At 72.5% G+C, this 16039-nt stretch carries 12 protein-coding genes; 6 read left to right on the forward strand and 6 right to left on the reverse strand.

Features of this window, described 5'->3' with window-relative positions; genetic code table 11:
• Positions 1-161 precede the first annotated feature (161 nt).
• Genes ACFYS8_RS02175 through ACFYS8_RS02195 form a run of 5 tightly spaced genes read left to right on the forward strand, consistent with a single transcriptional unit; the run spans position 162 to position 6417 of the window.
• Entirely contained in the window at positions 162-1031 is an 870-nt protein-coding gene (locus ACFYS8_RS02175) for an FAD binding domain-containing protein (RefSeq protein WP_387634480.1), read from the forward strand.
• Positions 1028-1513 (forward strand): (2Fe-2S)-binding protein, encoded by a 486-nt coding sequence (locus ACFYS8_RS02180; protein WP_387634483.1) that lies wholly within the window; start codon positions 1028-1030, stop codon positions 1511-1513. The genes ACFYS8_RS02175 and ACFYS8_RS02180 overlap by 4 nt, the downstream gene beginning before the upstream one ends.
• The gene (gene pucD, locus ACFYS8_RS02185) at positions 1510-3858 is read left to right on the forward strand and encodes a xanthine dehydrogenase subunit D (protein WP_387634486.1); all 2349 of its coding nucleotides are present in this window, start codon (positions 1510-1512) and stop codon (positions 3856-3858) included. The genes ACFYS8_RS02180 and pucD overlap by 4 nt, the downstream gene beginning before the upstream one ends.
• A gap of 15 nt (positions 3859-3873) precedes the next feature.
• On the forward strand, positions 3874-5304 hold the full coding sequence (locus ACFYS8_RS02190; RefSeq protein WP_387634489.1) for an NCS2 family permease: 1431 nt from the start codon (positions 3874-3876) through the stop codon (positions 5302-5304).
• 15 nt (positions 5305-5319) lie between these two features.
• Entirely contained in the window at positions 5320-6417 is a 1098-nt protein-coding gene (locus ACFYS8_RS02195; RefSeq protein ID WP_387634492.1) for an XdhC family protein, read from the forward strand.
• 101 nt (positions 6418-6518) lie between these two features.
• Here the strand turns inward: ACFYS8_RS02195 and ACFYS8_RS02200 are convergent, their stop codons facing one another.
• Together ACFYS8_RS02200 and ACFYS8_RS02205 are read right to left on the reverse strand one after the other, a co-directional pair.
• The gene (locus ACFYS8_RS02200; protein ID WP_387634494.1) at positions 6519-7406 is read right to left on the reverse strand and encodes a hypothetical protein; all 888 of its coding nucleotides are present in this window, start codon (positions 7404-7406) and stop codon (positions 6519-6521) included.
• A gap of 116 nt (positions 7407-7522) precedes the next feature.
• Positions 7523-8677, reverse strand: coding sequence for a Dyp-type peroxidase (locus tag ACFYS8_RS02205; RefSeq protein ID WP_387634497.1), 1155 nt, complete (start codon positions 8675-8677; stop codon positions 7523-7525).
• Between the two features lie 31 nt (positions 8678-8708).
• On the opposite strand from ACFYS8_RS02205, the gene ACFYS8_RS02210 reads away from it, so the two are divergent.
• Positions 8709-10043 (forward strand): nitrous oxide reductase family maturation protein NosD, encoded by a 1335-nt coding sequence (locus ACFYS8_RS02210; protein WP_387634499.1) that lies wholly within the window; start codon positions 8709-8711, stop codon positions 10041-10043.
• A gap of 7 nt (positions 10044-10050) precedes the next feature.
• On the opposite strand, the gene ACFYS8_RS02215 is transcribed toward ACFYS8_RS02210, so the two are convergent.
• From ACFYS8_RS02215 to ACFYS8_RS02230, 4 genes are all read right to left on the reverse strand, one after another.
• Positions 10051-10821, reverse strand: a complete 771-nt coding sequence (locus tag ACFYS8_RS02215; protein WP_387634502.1) for a hypothetical protein — start codon at positions 10819-10821, stop codon at positions 10051-10053.
• Between the two features lie 102 nt (positions 10822-10923).
• Positions 10924-13602, reverse strand: coding sequence for an SdrD B-like domain-containing protein (locus ACFYS8_RS02220; protein ID WP_387634504.1), 2679 nt, complete (start codon positions 13600-13602; stop codon positions 10924-10926).
• A gap of 461 nt (positions 13603-14063) precedes the next feature.
• The gene (locus ACFYS8_RS02225; RefSeq protein WP_387634506.1) at positions 14064-15014 is read right to left on the reverse strand and encodes a helix-turn-helix domain-containing protein; all 951 of its coding nucleotides are present in this window, start codon (positions 15012-15014) and stop codon (positions 14064-14066) included.
• Positions 15011-16012 (reverse strand): helix-turn-helix domain-containing protein, encoded by a 1002-nt coding sequence (locus ACFYS8_RS02230; RefSeq protein WP_387634508.1) that lies wholly within the window; start codon positions 16010-16012, stop codon positions 15011-15013. Before ACFYS8_RS02230 ends, ACFYS8_RS02225 begins: the two co-directional genes overlap by 4 nt.
• Positions 16013-16039: the final 27 nt, after the last annotated feature.

Consider the following 16039-nt stretch of genomic DNA (forward strand, 5'->3'; position numbering starts at 1 on the left):
AACGTACAGGACAGCGCCGCAGGTCACCGTCGGCGCTCATGTCATCGGTGACTGCCGACCATGCCGGTGACGGCGGTTCACTGGCCTGCACACCGCCGGGCCGCACCGGCCGGGGCGCTGCGTCGACGAAGAGCCGCGTCGACGAAGAGAGGAGACACCGCATGGAGTTCCTTCGACCCGCGACCTGGGACGAGGCGCTCAGGGCGATGGCCGGTCACCCCGGCGCGCTGCCGGTCTCCGGCGGCACCGACGTCATGGTCGAGCTGAACTTCGACCTGCGCCGGCCGTCCGCGATCCTCGACCTGAACCGGATCACCGAGCTGGGCCGGTGGAGCAGTGACGGGGCGTCGGTGCGCCTCGGCGCGGCGGTGCCGTACGCGCGGATCATCGACGAGCTGTCCGGCCCGCTGCCCGGGCTGGCGCTGGCGTCGCGGACGGTGGGTTCGCCGCAGATCCGCAACCGGGGCAGTGTCGGCGGCAACCTGGGCGCGGCCTCGCCGGCCGGTGACGCGCATCCGGCGCTGCTGGCCGCCGGGCGGGGGGTGCGGGTGGAGGCGCACTCGGTGCGCGGGGTGCGGCTGATCCCGATCGACGAGTTCTACGTCGGGGTGAAGCGGCACTGCCTGGCGCCGGACGAGTTGATCCGCGCGGTGCGGATCCCGGTCGCCGACGGCCCGCAGCAGTTCTCCAAGGTCGGTACCCGCAACGCGATGGTGATCGCGGTCTGCGCGTTCGGTCTCGCCCTGCACCCGAAGGACCGCACGGTCGGCACCGGCATCGGCTCGGCCGCGCCGACCCCGCGCCGGGCCTCGGACGCCGAGGCGTACCTGGCGGGCGAACTGGCGTGGGAGTCCGGCGACCCGCCGGCCCCGCAGGTGGTGCGGCGCTTCGGCGAACTGGTCGCGGCCGCCGCCGACCCCATCGACGACGTCCGGGGCACCGCCGCGTACCGGCGCCATGCGCTGGCCGTGCTGGCCCGGCGCACGCTGACGTGGTGTTGGAACGACTATCGGCCCGGGAGGGCGGCATGAGGGTGACGTTCACCGCCAACGGGAGGCCGGTGGAGGCCGACGACGTGTGGGAGGGCGAGTCGCTGCTGTACGTGCTGCGCGAGCGGGTCGGCCTGCCCGGTTCGAAGAACGCCTGCGAGCAGGGCGAGTGCGGCTCCTGCACCGTCTACCTGGACGAAGTCCCGGTCTGCGCCTGCCTGGTGGCGGCCGGCCAGGTGCAGGGCCGCGAGGTGCGCACCGTCGAGGGCCTGACCGGCCAGGACGGCGGACTCGGCCCCGTCCAGCAGGCGTTCCTGGACGCGGGCGCCGTGCAGTGCGGCTTCTGCACGCCGGGCCTGCTGGTGCAGACCGACGCGCTGCTGGCCCGGGACCCGCGGCCGTCCGACGCCGACATCCGCGAGGCGCTGTCGGGCAACCTGTGCCGCTGCACCGGCTACGAGAAGATCATGGACGCGGTGCGGCTGGCCTCGGCCCGCATCGACGGGGCGGGGGGCCGGGAATGACGACCCGTCCGATCCAGGCCGAGAAGAACCTGCAGAAGATCAGCCAGGCGTCCGAGCACGGCATCGGGCAGTCCCCGCTGCGCCCCGACGGCACGCTGAAGGTGAAGGGCGAGTTCGCCTACTCCTCCGACCTGTGGCACGAGGACATGCTGTGGGGCACCGCGCTGCGCTCCCCGCACCCGCGCGCCAACATCCTGTCCGTGGACATCTCGGGGGCCCTCGCCGTCCCCGGGGTGCACGCGGTGCTCACCCACGAGGACATCCCGGGCGCCAAGTTCTACGGCCTGGAGATCGCCGACCAGCCGGCCCTGGCGATCGACAAGGTCCGCTACCAGGGCGAGCCGATCGCGCTGGTCGCCGCCGACCACCCAGAGACGGCCCGCCGGGCCGCGAAACGGATCGTCGTCGAGTACGAGGTGCTCACCCCGATCACCACCGAGGAGCAGTGCCTCGACCCTCAGCACCACGGCTACGTGCACGAGCCGCACGAGTACAAGGCCCGCGCGCACGGCAACCTCTGCCACGAGCAGCGCCTGGTCGCGGGCCGGGGCGTCACCGACGGGGTACGGGCGCTGGCGGACGTGATCGTGTCCGGCGAGTACGAGGTCGGCATGCAGGACCAGGCGTTCCTCGGCCCCGAGTCGGGCCTCGCCGTGCCCGCCGAGGACGGCGGCGTGGACCTGTACATCGCCACCCAGTGGCTGCACGTGGACCGGCAGCAGATGGCGCCGGTGCTGGCCCTGCCGGAGGAGAAGGTCCGCCTCACCCTGGCCGGGGTGGGCGGCGCGTTCGGCGGCCGTGAGGACCTGTCGATGCAGATCCACGCCTGCCTGCTGGCGCTGCGCACCCGGCGGCCCGTCAAGATCGTGTACTCCCGCGACGAGTCCTTCTTCGGGCACGTGCACCGCCACCCGGCCCGGATGCGCTACGAGCACGGCGCCACCCGCGACGGGAAGCTGGTGTTCGCGGACTGCCGGATCGTACTGGACGGCGGCGCGTACGCCTCCACCTCCCCCGCCGTGGCCGGCAACGCCGCCTCGCTCGGCCACGGCCCGTACGTCATCCCGAACGTGGCGATGCACGCCCTGGCGCTGTACTCCAACAACCCGCCGTGCGGGGCGATGCGCGGCTTCGGCGCGGTGCAGGCCGCGTTCGGCTACGAGTCGCAGATGGACAAGCTGGCGGCCGCGCTCGGTATGGACCCGGTGGAGCTGCGGCAGCTGAACGCCGTCGCGCAGGGCGACCTGATGCCGACCGGGCAGCAGATCGACGCGCCCGCGCCGGTCGCCGAGCTGCTCCGGCGGGCCAAGGACCGGCCGCTGCCGCCGCCGCTCGACCCGTCCGACCTGCGCAACCTGCCGGGGGCGCTGTCCAACACCTCGCACGGCGAGGGCATCGTGCGCGGCGTCGGCTACTCGGTGGGGATCAAGAACGTCGGCTTCTCCGAGGGCTTCGACGACTACTCCACCGCCCGGGTCCGGCTGGAGCTGATCGGCGGCGAGCCGGTCGCCATGGTGCACACGGCGGCGGCCGAGGTCGGGCAGGGCGGCGTCACCGTGCACGCCCAGATCGCCCGCACCGAGCTGGGCGTCGAGCACGTCACCATCCACCCCGCCAACACCGAGATCGGCTCGGCCGGCTCCACCTCCGCCTCCCGGCAGACCTACATGACGGGCGGCGCGGTCAAGCTCGCCGCCGAGGCGGTCCGCGAGGTGCTGCTCGACCGGGGCCGGCGCCGGCACGGCTGGACGCACCGCGACCTGACGCTGGCCGGCGGCCGGGTGGTCTCCGCGTCCGCCGGGGTGCTGACCTCGCTGGCCGAGCTGCTCGGCGACGAGGCCGTCGAGCAGACCCGGGTGCACCGCCACCGCCCGACCGTCGCGCTGCACCCGGAGACCGGGCAGGGTTTCGGCCACGTCCAGTACTCCTTCTGCGCGAACCGCGCCGTGGTGGACGTGGACGTGGAGCTCGGACTGGTCAAGGTGGTCGAGTTGACGGCCGTTCAGGACGTCGGACGGGCGCTCAACCCGCTCGCCGTGGTCGGCCAGATCCAGGGCGGCTGCACGCAGGCACTGGGTCTGGCCGTGATGGAGGAGATCGTGATCGCCGACGGCAAGGTCCGCAACGCCTCGTTCACCGACTACCTGATCCCGACCGTCCTCGACACCCCGCCGATCCCGGTGGAACTCCTCGAACTCCCGGACCCGCACGCCCCGTACGGGCTGCGCGGCGTCGGCGAGGCCCCCACCGTCTCGGCCACCCCCTCGATCGTGGCGGCGATCCGACAAGCCACGGGGAAGGCCCTCACCCGCATCCCGGTCCGGCCGGAGCACCTGACTCTCTGATCCTTGGGAACCGACATGGCACAGACCCCGGTGGAGCCCGGCCCCACCTCGCGCGGCACGCTCGACACGTACTTCAAGATCTCGGCGCGCGGCTCCACCGTGGGCACCGAACTGCGCGGCGGCCTCACCACCTTCATGGCGATGGCCTACATCATCCTGCTCAACCCGATCATCCTGAGCGGCGCGGACGTCACCGGCCACAAGCTCGACCACGCCCAGGTGACCACCGCCACCGCGCTCGCCGCCGCCGTCACCACCATCGTGATGGGCGTGGTCGGCAACGTTCCGCTCGCGCTCGCCGCCGGCCTGTCCGTCTCCGGCGTGATCTCCGCGCTGGTGGTGCCGCACTCCACCTGGCCGCAGGCGATGGGCCTGTGCGTGATCTACGGTCTGCTGATCGTGCTGCTGGTCGTCTCCGGCCTGCGCGAGAAGATCATGCACGGCATTCCGCTGCCGCTGAAGTACGCGATCACCATCGGCATCGGCCTGTTCATCTCGATCGTCGGCTTCGTCAAGGCCGGATTCGTGCACACCGGCGGGCCCACCCCGCTCTCCCTCGGCCCGGCCGGCGAACTCGAGGGCTGGCCGGTGCTGCTCTTCTGCCTCACCCTGCTGCTGATCTTCGTGCTGCTCGCCCGGCGCGTGCGCGGCGCGATCCTGCTCGGCCTCGCGCTCGGCACCGCCGCCGCGATGATCGTCAACAAGGCCGCCGACCTGACCCCCCAGGACTGGGGCGGCACCGCGCCGGTCTGGCCCGGGTCGCCGGTCGCCGCACCCGACTTCGGGCTGTTCGGCCACGTCGACCTGTTCGGTGCGTTCGGCGCGAAGAGCATGGGCGCGATCAGCGCCTCCGTCGCGGTGTTCACCCTGGTACTGGCGGGGTTCTTCGACGCGATGGCCACCATCATCGGCGTCGGCACCGAAGCCGGACTCACCGACTCCAAGGGCCGGATGCCGGGCCTGTCCAAGGCGCTGTTCATCGACGGCGCGGGCGGCGCGATCGGCGGCGTGGCCGGGGCGTCCGGGCAGACCGTCTTCCTGGAGTCCGCGACCGGCGTCGGCGACGGCGCCCGCACCGGACTGGCCTCCATCGTCACCGGCGGCGTGTTCACGCTGATGCTGTTCTTCTCCCCGATCGCCGCCATCGTCCCGGTGCAGGTCGCCTCCGCCGCGCTGGTGGTGATCGGCTCGCTGATGATGAGCCAGGCCCGGCTCATCGACTGGTCGGACAGCGAGGTCGCCATCCCCGTGTTCCTCACCAGCGTGGTCATGCCGTTCACCTACAGCATCACCGCGGGCGTCGGCGCCGGGGTCGTCTCCTACACCGTGGTCAAGGCCGGCACCGGGAAGTGGCGCGAGCCCGGGGTGCTGATGTGGATCCTCACCTTCGTGTTCGTCGTCTACTTCGCGCTCGCCCCGATCAAGTCCTGGCTGGGCGTCCATTAGTAGGGAGCAGTACTCGTGCAGGACATCGCCGCGCAACTCCACGCCTGGCACGCCACCGGACGCCCCTTCGCCGTGGCCACCGTGGTCCGCGCCTCGGGCAGCGCCCCGCGCGGGCCGGGCGCGGCACTCGCCGTCGACGCGTACGGCGAGGCGGTCGGCTCGATCTCCGGGGGCTGCGTGGAAGCCGCCGTGTACGAGACCTGCCAGGAGGTGCTCTCGAGCGGCACCCCGGTCCTCCAGCACTTCGGCTACAGCGACGAGGACGCCTTCGCCGTCGGCCTGACCTGCGGCGGCTCCCTCGACGTCTTCGTCCAGCCCGTCGTCCCCGGCTCCTCCCCCGGCCTGGACGCCGCGATCTCCCTGGTCTCCTCCGGAGTACCCGTCGCGGTGGCCCGGATCGTCGACGGGCCGTCAGCCCTCCTCGGCCGCACCCTCACCGTCACGCCCGACGCCGAGTACGGCGCCCTCCCCCTCGAACACCCGATGGTCGCCGAGACCCGCGCTATGCTCTCCGCCGGCCGCACCGGCCTCCTCCCGCTCGACTCCGGCACCCTCTTCGTCGAGTCCTACGTCCCGCCCCCGCGCCTGCTGGTCTTCGGCGCCATGGACTTCGCCGCCGCCCTGGTCCGGATCGGCAAGTTCCTCGGCTACCAGGTGACGGTCTGCGACGCCCGCCCGGTGTTCGCCACCCGCCGCCGCTTCCCCGACGCGGACGAGATCGTCGTCGACTGGCCGCACCGCTACCTCGACACCCAGGCCGGGCAGTTGGACGCCCGGACCGTCCTGTGCGTCCTCACCCACGACGCCAAGTTCGACCTCCCCCTGCTGGAGCGGGCCCTGCGCCTCCCCGTCGCCTACATCGGCGCCCTCGGCTCCCGCCGCACCCACCACGACCGCCTCGCCCACCTCCGCGAAGCCGGCCTCACCGAAGCCGAGCTGTCCCGCCTCCACTCCCCCATCGGCCTCGACCTCGGCGCCCGCACCCCCGAGGAGACCGCCATCTCCATCGCCGCCGAAATCGTCGCCCACACCCGCGGCGGCACCCACCTCCCGCTCACCACGACGACGGGGCCGATCCACCACGACCCCGACCCCGGTGCCACCCATCGGTGAGGATCAGCAGGTCACCTCGGAACCGCCGGTGAGCTCGACGCCCTCGACCGCAGCCCCGCCCTCGCGTTCCACATCCGCGCGGAAGGCGCCGCCCATCGCGATCAGGAATCGAACGCCCGCGTCGCGCCGTACTTCGCGGCGTCCTCCAGGACCACCGGACTCGCCTGCCGCGGCACGCCCGGGCACTCCCGCTCGACCGGCAGGCCGGTCGGGAGCATGGGGGCCAGCGCCTGGAACACGGCCCACACCGCCGAGCCGCGGTAGTCGGCGAACTCGTCGGTGGCGCGCAGCCACAGGGCGCCGGAGGGGAGCTCGTCGACGGAGGACAGGTTCGATCCGGCGAAGGCGGCGGCGCCGCCGTGTTCGGTGGCCAACTGCTTCGGCACGACGGTGATCCAGTCGTAGCCGCGGAGGATCCGGCGGGCGTCGTCGTAGGTGTCGCCCAGGTCGCGGAGGCCCAGCGCGTGCTCCAGCTCGGTGCACGTGATGTCTCCGCCGTGGCCGATGGAGCCGAAGACCGGGTCCGTCCCGTCCGCCACGCTGCGGATGCTCTCCACCAGGGTGCCGGGGGTCGGGGTCTCCATCCGAAGGACGGCCCACCGGTCGTCGGCGTCGTCCCGCCAGGCCCTCAGGACGCCCACGACCTCGACGGTCAGTCCGCCCTGTCCGACGATCTTCGCCATCGCGGACACGCTTCGGCCCTCCGACGCCCGGTCGGCGAGCCAGTCGAGGTTCTCCGGGCTGTACGGGCGGTGCTGGAACATGCCGCCGAGCTCCAACGAGGCCGCCGACAGCTGGATTCGGCCGGTGAGCGCGTCGCCGTGGATCTGTCCGGCCTTCCCGCCCGCAAGCTCCTCGACCCGGGCCTCGAGCGGGACTTCGATCCGGCCCAGCGCATCGGTGAGGAATCGCAGGACCGTCGCCCGGTACTCCTCCGGGCTGCCGACGTCCAGCAGGACTTCCCCGGCGAGGCGTGCGTTGTCGGACATGTCCATCCCCATCCAGGCAAATCATCGGATCCGTCAGATCCCGTCACCGGCCCGGTGGTTGAGCATGTTCCGGGATCGGCGGCCCCAGGGTACCGATGGTCCGGCCCGGGAGGGGATCAGAGCGTCGAACCGAGCGGGCGGTCGGGCTGGGAGCCGGGGAGGACCCAGGCGACGGCGGTGGCGTTGTGGGTGAGGAAGGGGTTGAGGGCGTCGTTCTCGGCGAGGCGGTTCTGGACGCGGGTGAAGAGGGCGGGGTCGCGCATGAAGGCGCAGAACAGCAGGCCGCGGTCGTCGGGGGCGTCGTCGTAGGAGTAGCCGCGGCGGAGCATCCGGGCGCCGCCGTCGAGGCGGGGGCTGCTGAGGCGGACGTGGGCGTCGACGGGGATGACGTAGGAGCCGTCGGGGTGCTTGATGTAGATGTCGGGGTCGTCGTGCTCGCCGGTGCCGGTGAGGGGGGCGCCGGACATCAGGTGGCGGCCCATGGACAGTTCCTGACGGTCGGTCGGGAGAGCGGCGAAGGCGGCGGTGTCCATGCGTATCCGGCGGTAGACCAGGATGGTGCCGTCGGCGTTCCACAGGCCGGGGTCGGCGGGGTCGGGGTTGGCGCTGCCGTCCTTGAAGCCGAACAGGTTGCGCGGGGTCTCCCCGTCGGGGACGGACGGCAGGAAGCCGGCCTGGTTCCAGCGGAGGGTTGCGCCGGCGGGCTTGGCGGCGGTGAGCAGGTGTTCCGTCAGAACGCCGGTGGTCCACGGGTGTTCGGCCGAGACCTGGAGGAGGACGTCGCCGCCGCTGCGCGCCGCGTCCAGCCGGTCGCCGGGGAAGGCGGGGAGTTCGGCGAGTTCGGCGGGCACGGGCAGCTTCAGCCGGGCGGCCAGCGACGGGCCGATGGCGGCCAGCGAGGAGACCGGGGCGGCGGACAGCCGCGGGTCGGCGAGGCTGCCGCCGGAGGCCGCGGCGAGCACCTTGTCGAGGGCGGCGAGCAGGCCGCGCAGCGCGTCGCGGTCGGCGGAGGCGGGCAGGTCGAGCGCGAGCAGCCTGGTGACGGGGAGTTGGCGGTACGTCAGGCCGGACTGCCGGGCGCCGTAGTGGGGAACAGCGGCGGGGGGCGTGGCGGCCGGGGCCGGGTGCCCGGATTCACGGCCGATGACGGTGGCGGCTGCCGCGCCCGCCCCCGCGGCCAGCACGGCGCCTGCGGAGAGCAGTGCGCGGCGTCCGAACCGGGGCCGTCCGGCGGCGGCGGTGTCCTGCGGGTTCCCCGATTCGATGTGCATGGGCGCTATTGGAGACGATAGAACACGTTTCATGCAACTCCTCCATGATTTCCACCTGTTGGTACGCCGAGGGACCGGTCCGCGCCGGTTCCGGGCCGGCGTGATGGCACTGGGTCTGCTGCTTCCGGCGCTGGCCGCCTGTTCCTCGTCGGCGTCGCCGTCCGCCGACCGTCACCCGCCGGGCACGGTGATCCAGGTGCCCGAGGACGTTCCGACGGTGCAGCGCGCGGTGGACGTCGCCAATCCCGGCGATCTGGTGCTGGTGCACCCTGGCGTCTACAAGGAGAGCGTGCGGATCACCAAGCCCCGTGTCGTGCTTCGGGGTTCGGACCGCAACACGGTGATCTTCGACGGTGATCTGAAGCTGATCAACGGGATCACGGCGACCGGCGCGGGCACCGTGGTCGAGAACCTCACCGTGCGCGGCTTCCTGGCCAACGGCGTGCTGTTCACCGGCGTCACCGACGAGAAGTTGCAGCGCCACGGCGCGGGCGGCTCCGCGTACGACCCGCTGGACACCACCCGCTTCCCGGCCGTGCAGGGCTTCCGGGCCACCAAGGTGACCTCGTACGGGAACGCCCTGTACGGCATCTACGCGTTCGACGCGCGCGACGGGATCATCGAGGACTCGTACGCGTCGGGGCAGGCCGACTCGGGGATCTACGTCGGTCAGTGCAGGCCGTGCAACACGCTGGTGCGGAACAACCTGGTGGAGCGCAACGCGGTCGGCATCGAGATCACCAACGCCTCGGAGAACCTCACCGTGGTGGGCAACCGGGCCGTCAACAACCGGGTCGGGGTGACCATCAACTCCAACGACCTGGAGTCGCTGGCCCCGCAGCACGCCGCGGTGATCGCGGGCAACGTGGTGGCGAACAACAACTCGGCGGACTCGCCGCAGCAGGCCGACGGCGGTTTCGGCATCGGGATCGGCATCGGCGGCGGCACCGACAACCGGGTCGAGCGCAACCTCGTCCAGGGCAACCGGGCGGCGGGCGTCGTGGTCACCGACCCGCCGGGGCACCCCGCCTCCAACAACCGGGTGACCGGGAACAAGGCCACCGGCAACGGGGTGGACCTGGTCAGTTCGGCCGCCGACCCGGGCAACTGCTTCTCCGACAACAGCCCGGGCACCCAGAGCCCGCCAGACCTTGAGCAGTTGGCCAAGTGTGGGGCGGGCGGCGGCGGCAAGGTACCGCCGGGCCGGGCCGCCGGGGTGCAGGCCCCGCCGGGAATGGCGTTCAACGCCGTACCGGCGCCGCCCGCGCAGCCGTCGATGGCCGACCCGAACGCGCCGGCCGCCCCGGCCGTCGATCTGCCGGGCAAGGTCGATCCGGACAGCTACCCGCTGCCGACGGCCGTCTGACGGCATCTCAGCCCGCCGTCGCCCAGGGCGCCTCGGGGAGCTTGGCTTCGGCGTCCCGGCCACCGAGGTCCAGGGTGGTCGGGGTGCCGAGGCCGGCCATCCGCATGGTGACCCGGCGCAGGCCGCCGTCGCCGTCGATCCAGTAGGTGACCGGCGACGTGGCGTCCTTGTCGGCGGCGTCGCGCGCGCGGGGGCCGGCGATCCGGTCGTAGTCGCGGCCGTCGATGCGGTCCCGGCCGAGCCATCGCGGGCCGGCCTGGACCAGCAGCAGCGGGTTGTCGGGCCGGTCCGCGCCCAGCTGGATGAGCAGTTGGAGCCCGGCGTCCAGCGGGTCGGTGCCGTAGCTGCGCGAAGTCCAGCCGGCCCGCGGCACGTGCTCGGCCTGCTCCCAGGCCGGACCGCTCGCCCCGTCGGGCTGCTTGGCCAGGCCCAGCCCGCCGGTGTCCCACACCACCAGCCCGTGGTCGACGGTGCTGCCCTTCTTGGTGACGGTGTAGCTGCCCGCCGCGTGCTTGGTGCGGTAGTCGACGACGCCCTGCACCTCGACCACCATGCCGTCGCCCTCCTGGGCCTTCAGCGCCACCTTGAGCGGGCTGGCCTGGTAGACGTTCAGCCGGGACAGCGCCAGCCGGGACGCCTCCTCGGTGGACAGCGGACGGCTCTCCTCCTGACCGCCCACCAGCTGCCAGGCCGTCACGCCGCCGCCCGCGAGCACGGCCGCCGCCACGGCGCTGACGATCAGCGTGCGCCGGGACAGGCGCTTCTTGTCGGATGCCATCGGGTCGTCCAGCTCCTCGGTGCGTTCGGTGCAAGGGTTTTCGGTGCGGGAAGGGGCCCCGGGAGAGTATCCCGGGGCCCCCTGGTCACTGCTGCCGAGGCGTCAGTGGGTGCGGCGCTTGCGGACGGCGATCAGCAGACCCGCGCCGGCGACGAGCAGGATCGCTCCGCCGACCAGGGTGTACGTCAGGACCGTCTCGTTGGTGCCGGTGAACGCCAGGCCGCCCGAGGGCTGCGACGCCGACGGGGTGGGCGTGGGCGTCGGGGCCGGGGTGGTGGGCGGCGGCGGGATCAGCTGGTTGACGGCGGTGGTGGTGATGCCGTCCTCCAGGTGCTCGTCGTCCAGCACGACCGGTCCGAGGACCGGCTGCTCCGGGGCCTGGTAGCCCTTCGGCGGGGTGACTTCCTGCCAGTAGTACGTGCCCTTGTCGACGGTGCCGGCACAGGTGCCGTCGTCGCCGGTGGTGCACGGGTCGCCGACCTTGGTGTCCGGCTTGTCACCGTCGGCCTGGAGGCCGTCGGTGCCGTTGGTCTCGCGCCACAGCTGGAACACCGCACCGGGCAGCGGCTTGCCGTCCTGGTCGTGCTTGACCAGGCGCAGCGCGCCCTGCTGCTGCATGAAGCCGAAGTCGAAGCTGTGGTCGTTCTGACCGGGGCCGCCGGTGGTCAGCGCGCGCTCGACGTAGGTGCCGCCCTTCGGGATGGTCCCGTCGGAGTCGAGCAGGCGGCTGTCGCCGACGTTGTCCTTGGTCGGGACCCAGTGGTACAGCGGGCCGCCCTTGGCGTAGTCCGCCGGGTTGTCCAGGCGGATCGTGTACTTGGTGTTCGGCTTCAGCCCGCCGGTGACGTTGGTGTCGTCGAAGTAGTACTCGCCGCGCGGGGTGGTCTTCGCAGTGCCGACCTTCTTGCCGTCGCCGTCGTACAGGTTGACGGTCGCGCCGGGGACCGGCTTCTGCTGCGGCAGTTGGAGGCCGGAGCGCTCCGGGTCGTACCAGACCCGGTTGCCGATCTGGAGCGGCGCCTTGTCGCAGAGCACCTCGAGGTCGGCCATGGCCGCGCCCTTGCCGAAGCGGGACTGACCGTTGGACAGTTCGTTGCCGAAGCCCGGGTCGATGCCGCCGGTGCGCAGGGTGAACATGGTGCCGGCGGTGATGATGTTGTTGGAGACGTCGTAGCCGGAGGTCGCGATGGAGTTCTCGACCTTGGACAGTGCCATGCCGGCGAACGACGCGTAGGGGTGGCCGACCGGGGCGGGGCGGTTCAGGTTGAAGAAGCCCTTGCCCTTGGTAGTGATCCCGCAGCCGAGGTTGACGTCCATCACGTAGCTGTCGCCGGACTTGCAGGCCTTGTTGAGGTCGGCCGAGGCGAGCACGGAGACGAAGCCGTTCGGTGCCGGGCCCTCGGGCGGCGCGGCGGCGGCCTGGTCGGCGTACCGGTCGCGGAACGAGAGCAGCATGGAGCCGTCGGTCTCGAAGCCGATCTCGCCGAGCTCGGGCTCCGGGTTGATGCCGCAGACCTGCCCGTTCGTCATCGGAACGGTGTCCTGCCAGGGGTACCAGAAGTACCCGTTGCACCCGGCCGGCGTGCCGTGGTAGTCGAGCGGCTGGTCGAGGACGGCCGCGCTGAACTTCCCGGTGGCCGGGTCGAAGGGCAGCACGATCGCCCGCAGGTCGCTGATCTTCTGGGTGGACTGGCCGGAGCAGACGCCGCCGACGTACCCGACGCCGTCCTGCATGCCGAGGCCGAACGGCCGCCAGTCGTCGGCCGACGGGCAGTCGGGGGTCGGAATGGTGTAGCTGGCCTTCGGCTTCTCGACCGTCTTCGCCGTGGCGTCGTAGCGGTACAGCTTGCGGTCGTTGAGGTTGACCACGAACAGGTCGCGGCCGTCCTCGCTGAGCTTCAGCCCGCCGAGGCTCTCCTTGCCGACCGGGGCGACGAAGGCGTCGTCCTGGGCGTTGCCGGCGTGCGCGGTGCGGCCGGCGTTCGGGACGACGGTGAACAGCGAGGTGGTCTTCGTCTCCGGGTCGGTGACGTAGATCGCGCCCGGGCCGCCGGAGCCGTACACGGTGGCGCGCTTGGCCTGGGCGGAGCTGAACAGCCGCTTGTCGTCCCGGTTCCAGGCGATGCCGAAGACGTTTCCGGTGTCGGCGGTGGTGCCGATGTTGGTGACGTCCTTGTTCACGCCACGCGACCGGTACGGGAAGGTCAGCAGGGTGCGCCCGCTCGCCGGGTCCAGGGAGGCCGGCTGGCAGGCGGTGGCCAGCGGGGCGTTCTGCTGGCAGTAGTCGGCCGGGTTCCAGAAGCCGGTGGTGAGCTTGGCCTGCTTGCCCGCCGAGAGGTCGACGAACTCCTCGTTGCTGCTGAGCTTGTCCGGCGCGCCGGTCAGGCCCTCGCGGGAGGCGAACGCCGGGTACAGCACGCCCGGCTTCGGGTTGACCACCTGGACGCGGTACTTGCCGCTGGCGGTCGACTTGCCGGGCTTCAGCGTCACCGAACCGTCGGCGGCGGTGAGGGCGGTGCTGACCGTGCCGTCCTCGCCGGTCAGGGTGACCGTCACTCCGGCCATGCCCGGTTCCATCGCCGGGCCCGACCACGTTCCGCTCTCGTCGACCGTCCGCACCACCTGGACCGTCACCGAACCTTCGGCGGTCTGGGGCGAGGCGGAAGGAGCCGCGACAGCGGTGGCGGCGGCGAGGGCCGCCACCACGGCGGCGGCCCGTTCGGCCGTCCGCCGGCCCGCGCGGGGCGCGGGCGCTCGGGATTCCTGTTCTGTGTGGGTCATGCCCTGCTCTCGTCGTCAGGAAGGCACGCCGAACCCCCGCAGTAAGATCACCGATTCGGTCCTGCGCGCGCCTCGTTTGGCCGAATAATAAGCGGAATGGACACATCATGCTTACCGGCCAGCCAAATTGACGCCTCATCAGGAAGCACGGGCGATCGGTGCCGCGCGCTCCCCACGCCCCGATGACCCCTGCGCACGCCCCGCGGCCGGCCCCCGGCACCTCCCCGACGTGCGCTTTCGGCCACCACCCCCAGGTGACCGCACCCACCGTCCTGTACTTCCGACCAGGGCGCACACCGCCTCGGCCGCGCCCCTCCCCCGTTCCCCGAGCGCCGGGCGCACGGCCGGAATTCCCCGTCCCCAATTCCCGGGAGCGGTACGGGTGCACGACCGCAGATCATCACGGCCCGGCTGCGCAGCTGTCAAAGTGTGGCATTACCGCCAAGTCGACTTTGAGACATTCACGCCGACGCCTCGTCGGCCAACTGCTCCGTCCGCCACTGCTTCGGGGACATTCCATAGGCCTCCCGGAACGCCCGGCTGAAGTGCGAGGCGCTGGCGAAGCCCCAGTGCGCGGCGACGGCGGCAATCGTCCGGCCCGGATCGTCGGGGCAGGCCAACTCCTGCCGTGCCGCCGCCAGTCGGCGGCCGCGGATCCACCCGCCGACGGTGTCGCCCCGGCGCTGGAACAGCTGGTGCAGGTAGCGCAGCGAGACGCCGTGCCGGTCCGCGATCGTCTGCGGGGACAGCGTGGGGTCGCCGAGCGAGGCCTCCACGGAGGCGGTGATCCGGTCGAACAGCGACGGCGCGGCGCACCGCCCGTCCAGGCCGGTGCGGGCCACGTGGTCGACGGCCAGCGCGGCCAGCAACTCGGCCACGGCACGCGCGATCTGCTCCTGCACCGCGGGCGACGCCCCGCCGAGCGCGGCGCCCACGTTGGCCAGCAGCGGCAGCACCAGCGCCCCGGTGCTCCCCTCACCGGAGCCGACCCGGGTCGCGGTGAGCCGGCGCAGCGCGCTCTCCTCCAGCCCGAGGACGGACCTCGGCACCAGCAGGGTCCTGGCCCGCTGGAGCGGGGGGAGGACGAGCCGGAAGGGGCGGCTCAGGTCCAGGAAGGTGAGCGAGTACGGCGGCAGCTCGACCACCCGACCGTCCTGGAACACCCGTGCGGTGCCGTCGAGTTGCAGCCGGGCCGCGATGTCCCCGCACGGGTCGGCCGCGACGGCCGCCGCGTCCCGCAGGACGGTGGCCGGCCCGGAGGTCTCGTCGGATATTTGCAGACTGCCCAGGCGCACGGTGGCCAGCGAGCCCGTCCAGGCCGGGTTGTGCACGGCCACCTCGACCCGGGCGAAGGCCCGCGACAGCGCCAGCTGCCAGGCGGCAGCCCGCTGCACCGGATCAGCCGCCGTCACCGGACCTCCCCGGTCGCGCGGCGGTGGCGTTCCGTCAGCAGCCAGTCGGTCGGCGACTGGCCGTAGGCGCTGCGGAAGGCCCGGCTCAGCTGCGCACCGCTGGTGAAGCCCCAGCGCCGGGCGATGAGCCCCACGCTCACCGAGTCGGCGGGGGCGGTGGCGAGGGCGCGGCGGCACTCCTCCAGGCGCTGTTCCCGGATCCACTGGCACAGCGTCCGCCCCTCGCCCTCGAACAGCCGGTGCAGGTAGCGCACGGAGATGCCGTGCGCGCGGGCGATGACGGCGGGGGTCAGTCCGGGGTCGGCCAGGTGCCAGCGGACGAACTGCTGGACGCGCAGCAGCACGGCGTTGTGCGCGCCGGGCAGTTCCTGCACCGGCCGGCCGAGCTGCTCGGCGGCGGTGGCGGCGAGCAGATCCACGGCGCTGCGGGCCAGTTTCTCGGCGAGCGGCACGGCGCAACCGCCGGCGGTGTCGGCGAGCCGCTCCAGGAACGGGGAGATCATCCGGCCCAGTCCGCTGCCGCCCGGCAGCGGCCGGGCCGTGAGCCGGCGCAGGTCGCCCTCGTCCTGGCCGAGCAGGGCGCGCGGCAGGGTGAAGAGCTTCAGCCGGAAGCGTTCGGGGTAGCGGCTGCGGAACGGCCGGACGGTCTCGAAGAAGCCGATGTCTCCGGCCCTCAGCTCGCTCATGCGGCCGTCCTGCTCGACCTGTGCGACGCCGGTGCTCTGCAGCGCCACGAACACGTACTGCCCGTCGCCGCGGGCGATCGAGCGCGGGGACCGGGTGACTTCCGCCGGGTCGCACTCCAGGGTGCTGATCCGCAGGTCGCCGACCGCCTGGTTGCGCATGGCGGCGTCGTAGGTCTGGCCGGCGGTCCGGATGTCCATGCCGACCAGGTTGGCGAGCACCGCGTCGTGCCAGTACTCCAGGCTCTCGGCCGCCGGGACCGAACGGGTCGTCAGCAGGTGGCCGGGCGCGGTCGGGGAGTTGAGAGCGGGCATGCGGCCAGCATGCCTGAGCGGTGGGCT

It is taken from the genome of Kitasatospora sp. NPDC004615 (assembly GCF_042873545.1).
Classification (GTDB): Bacteria; Actinomycetota; Actinomycetes; order Streptomycetales; family Streptomycetaceae; genus Kitasatospora.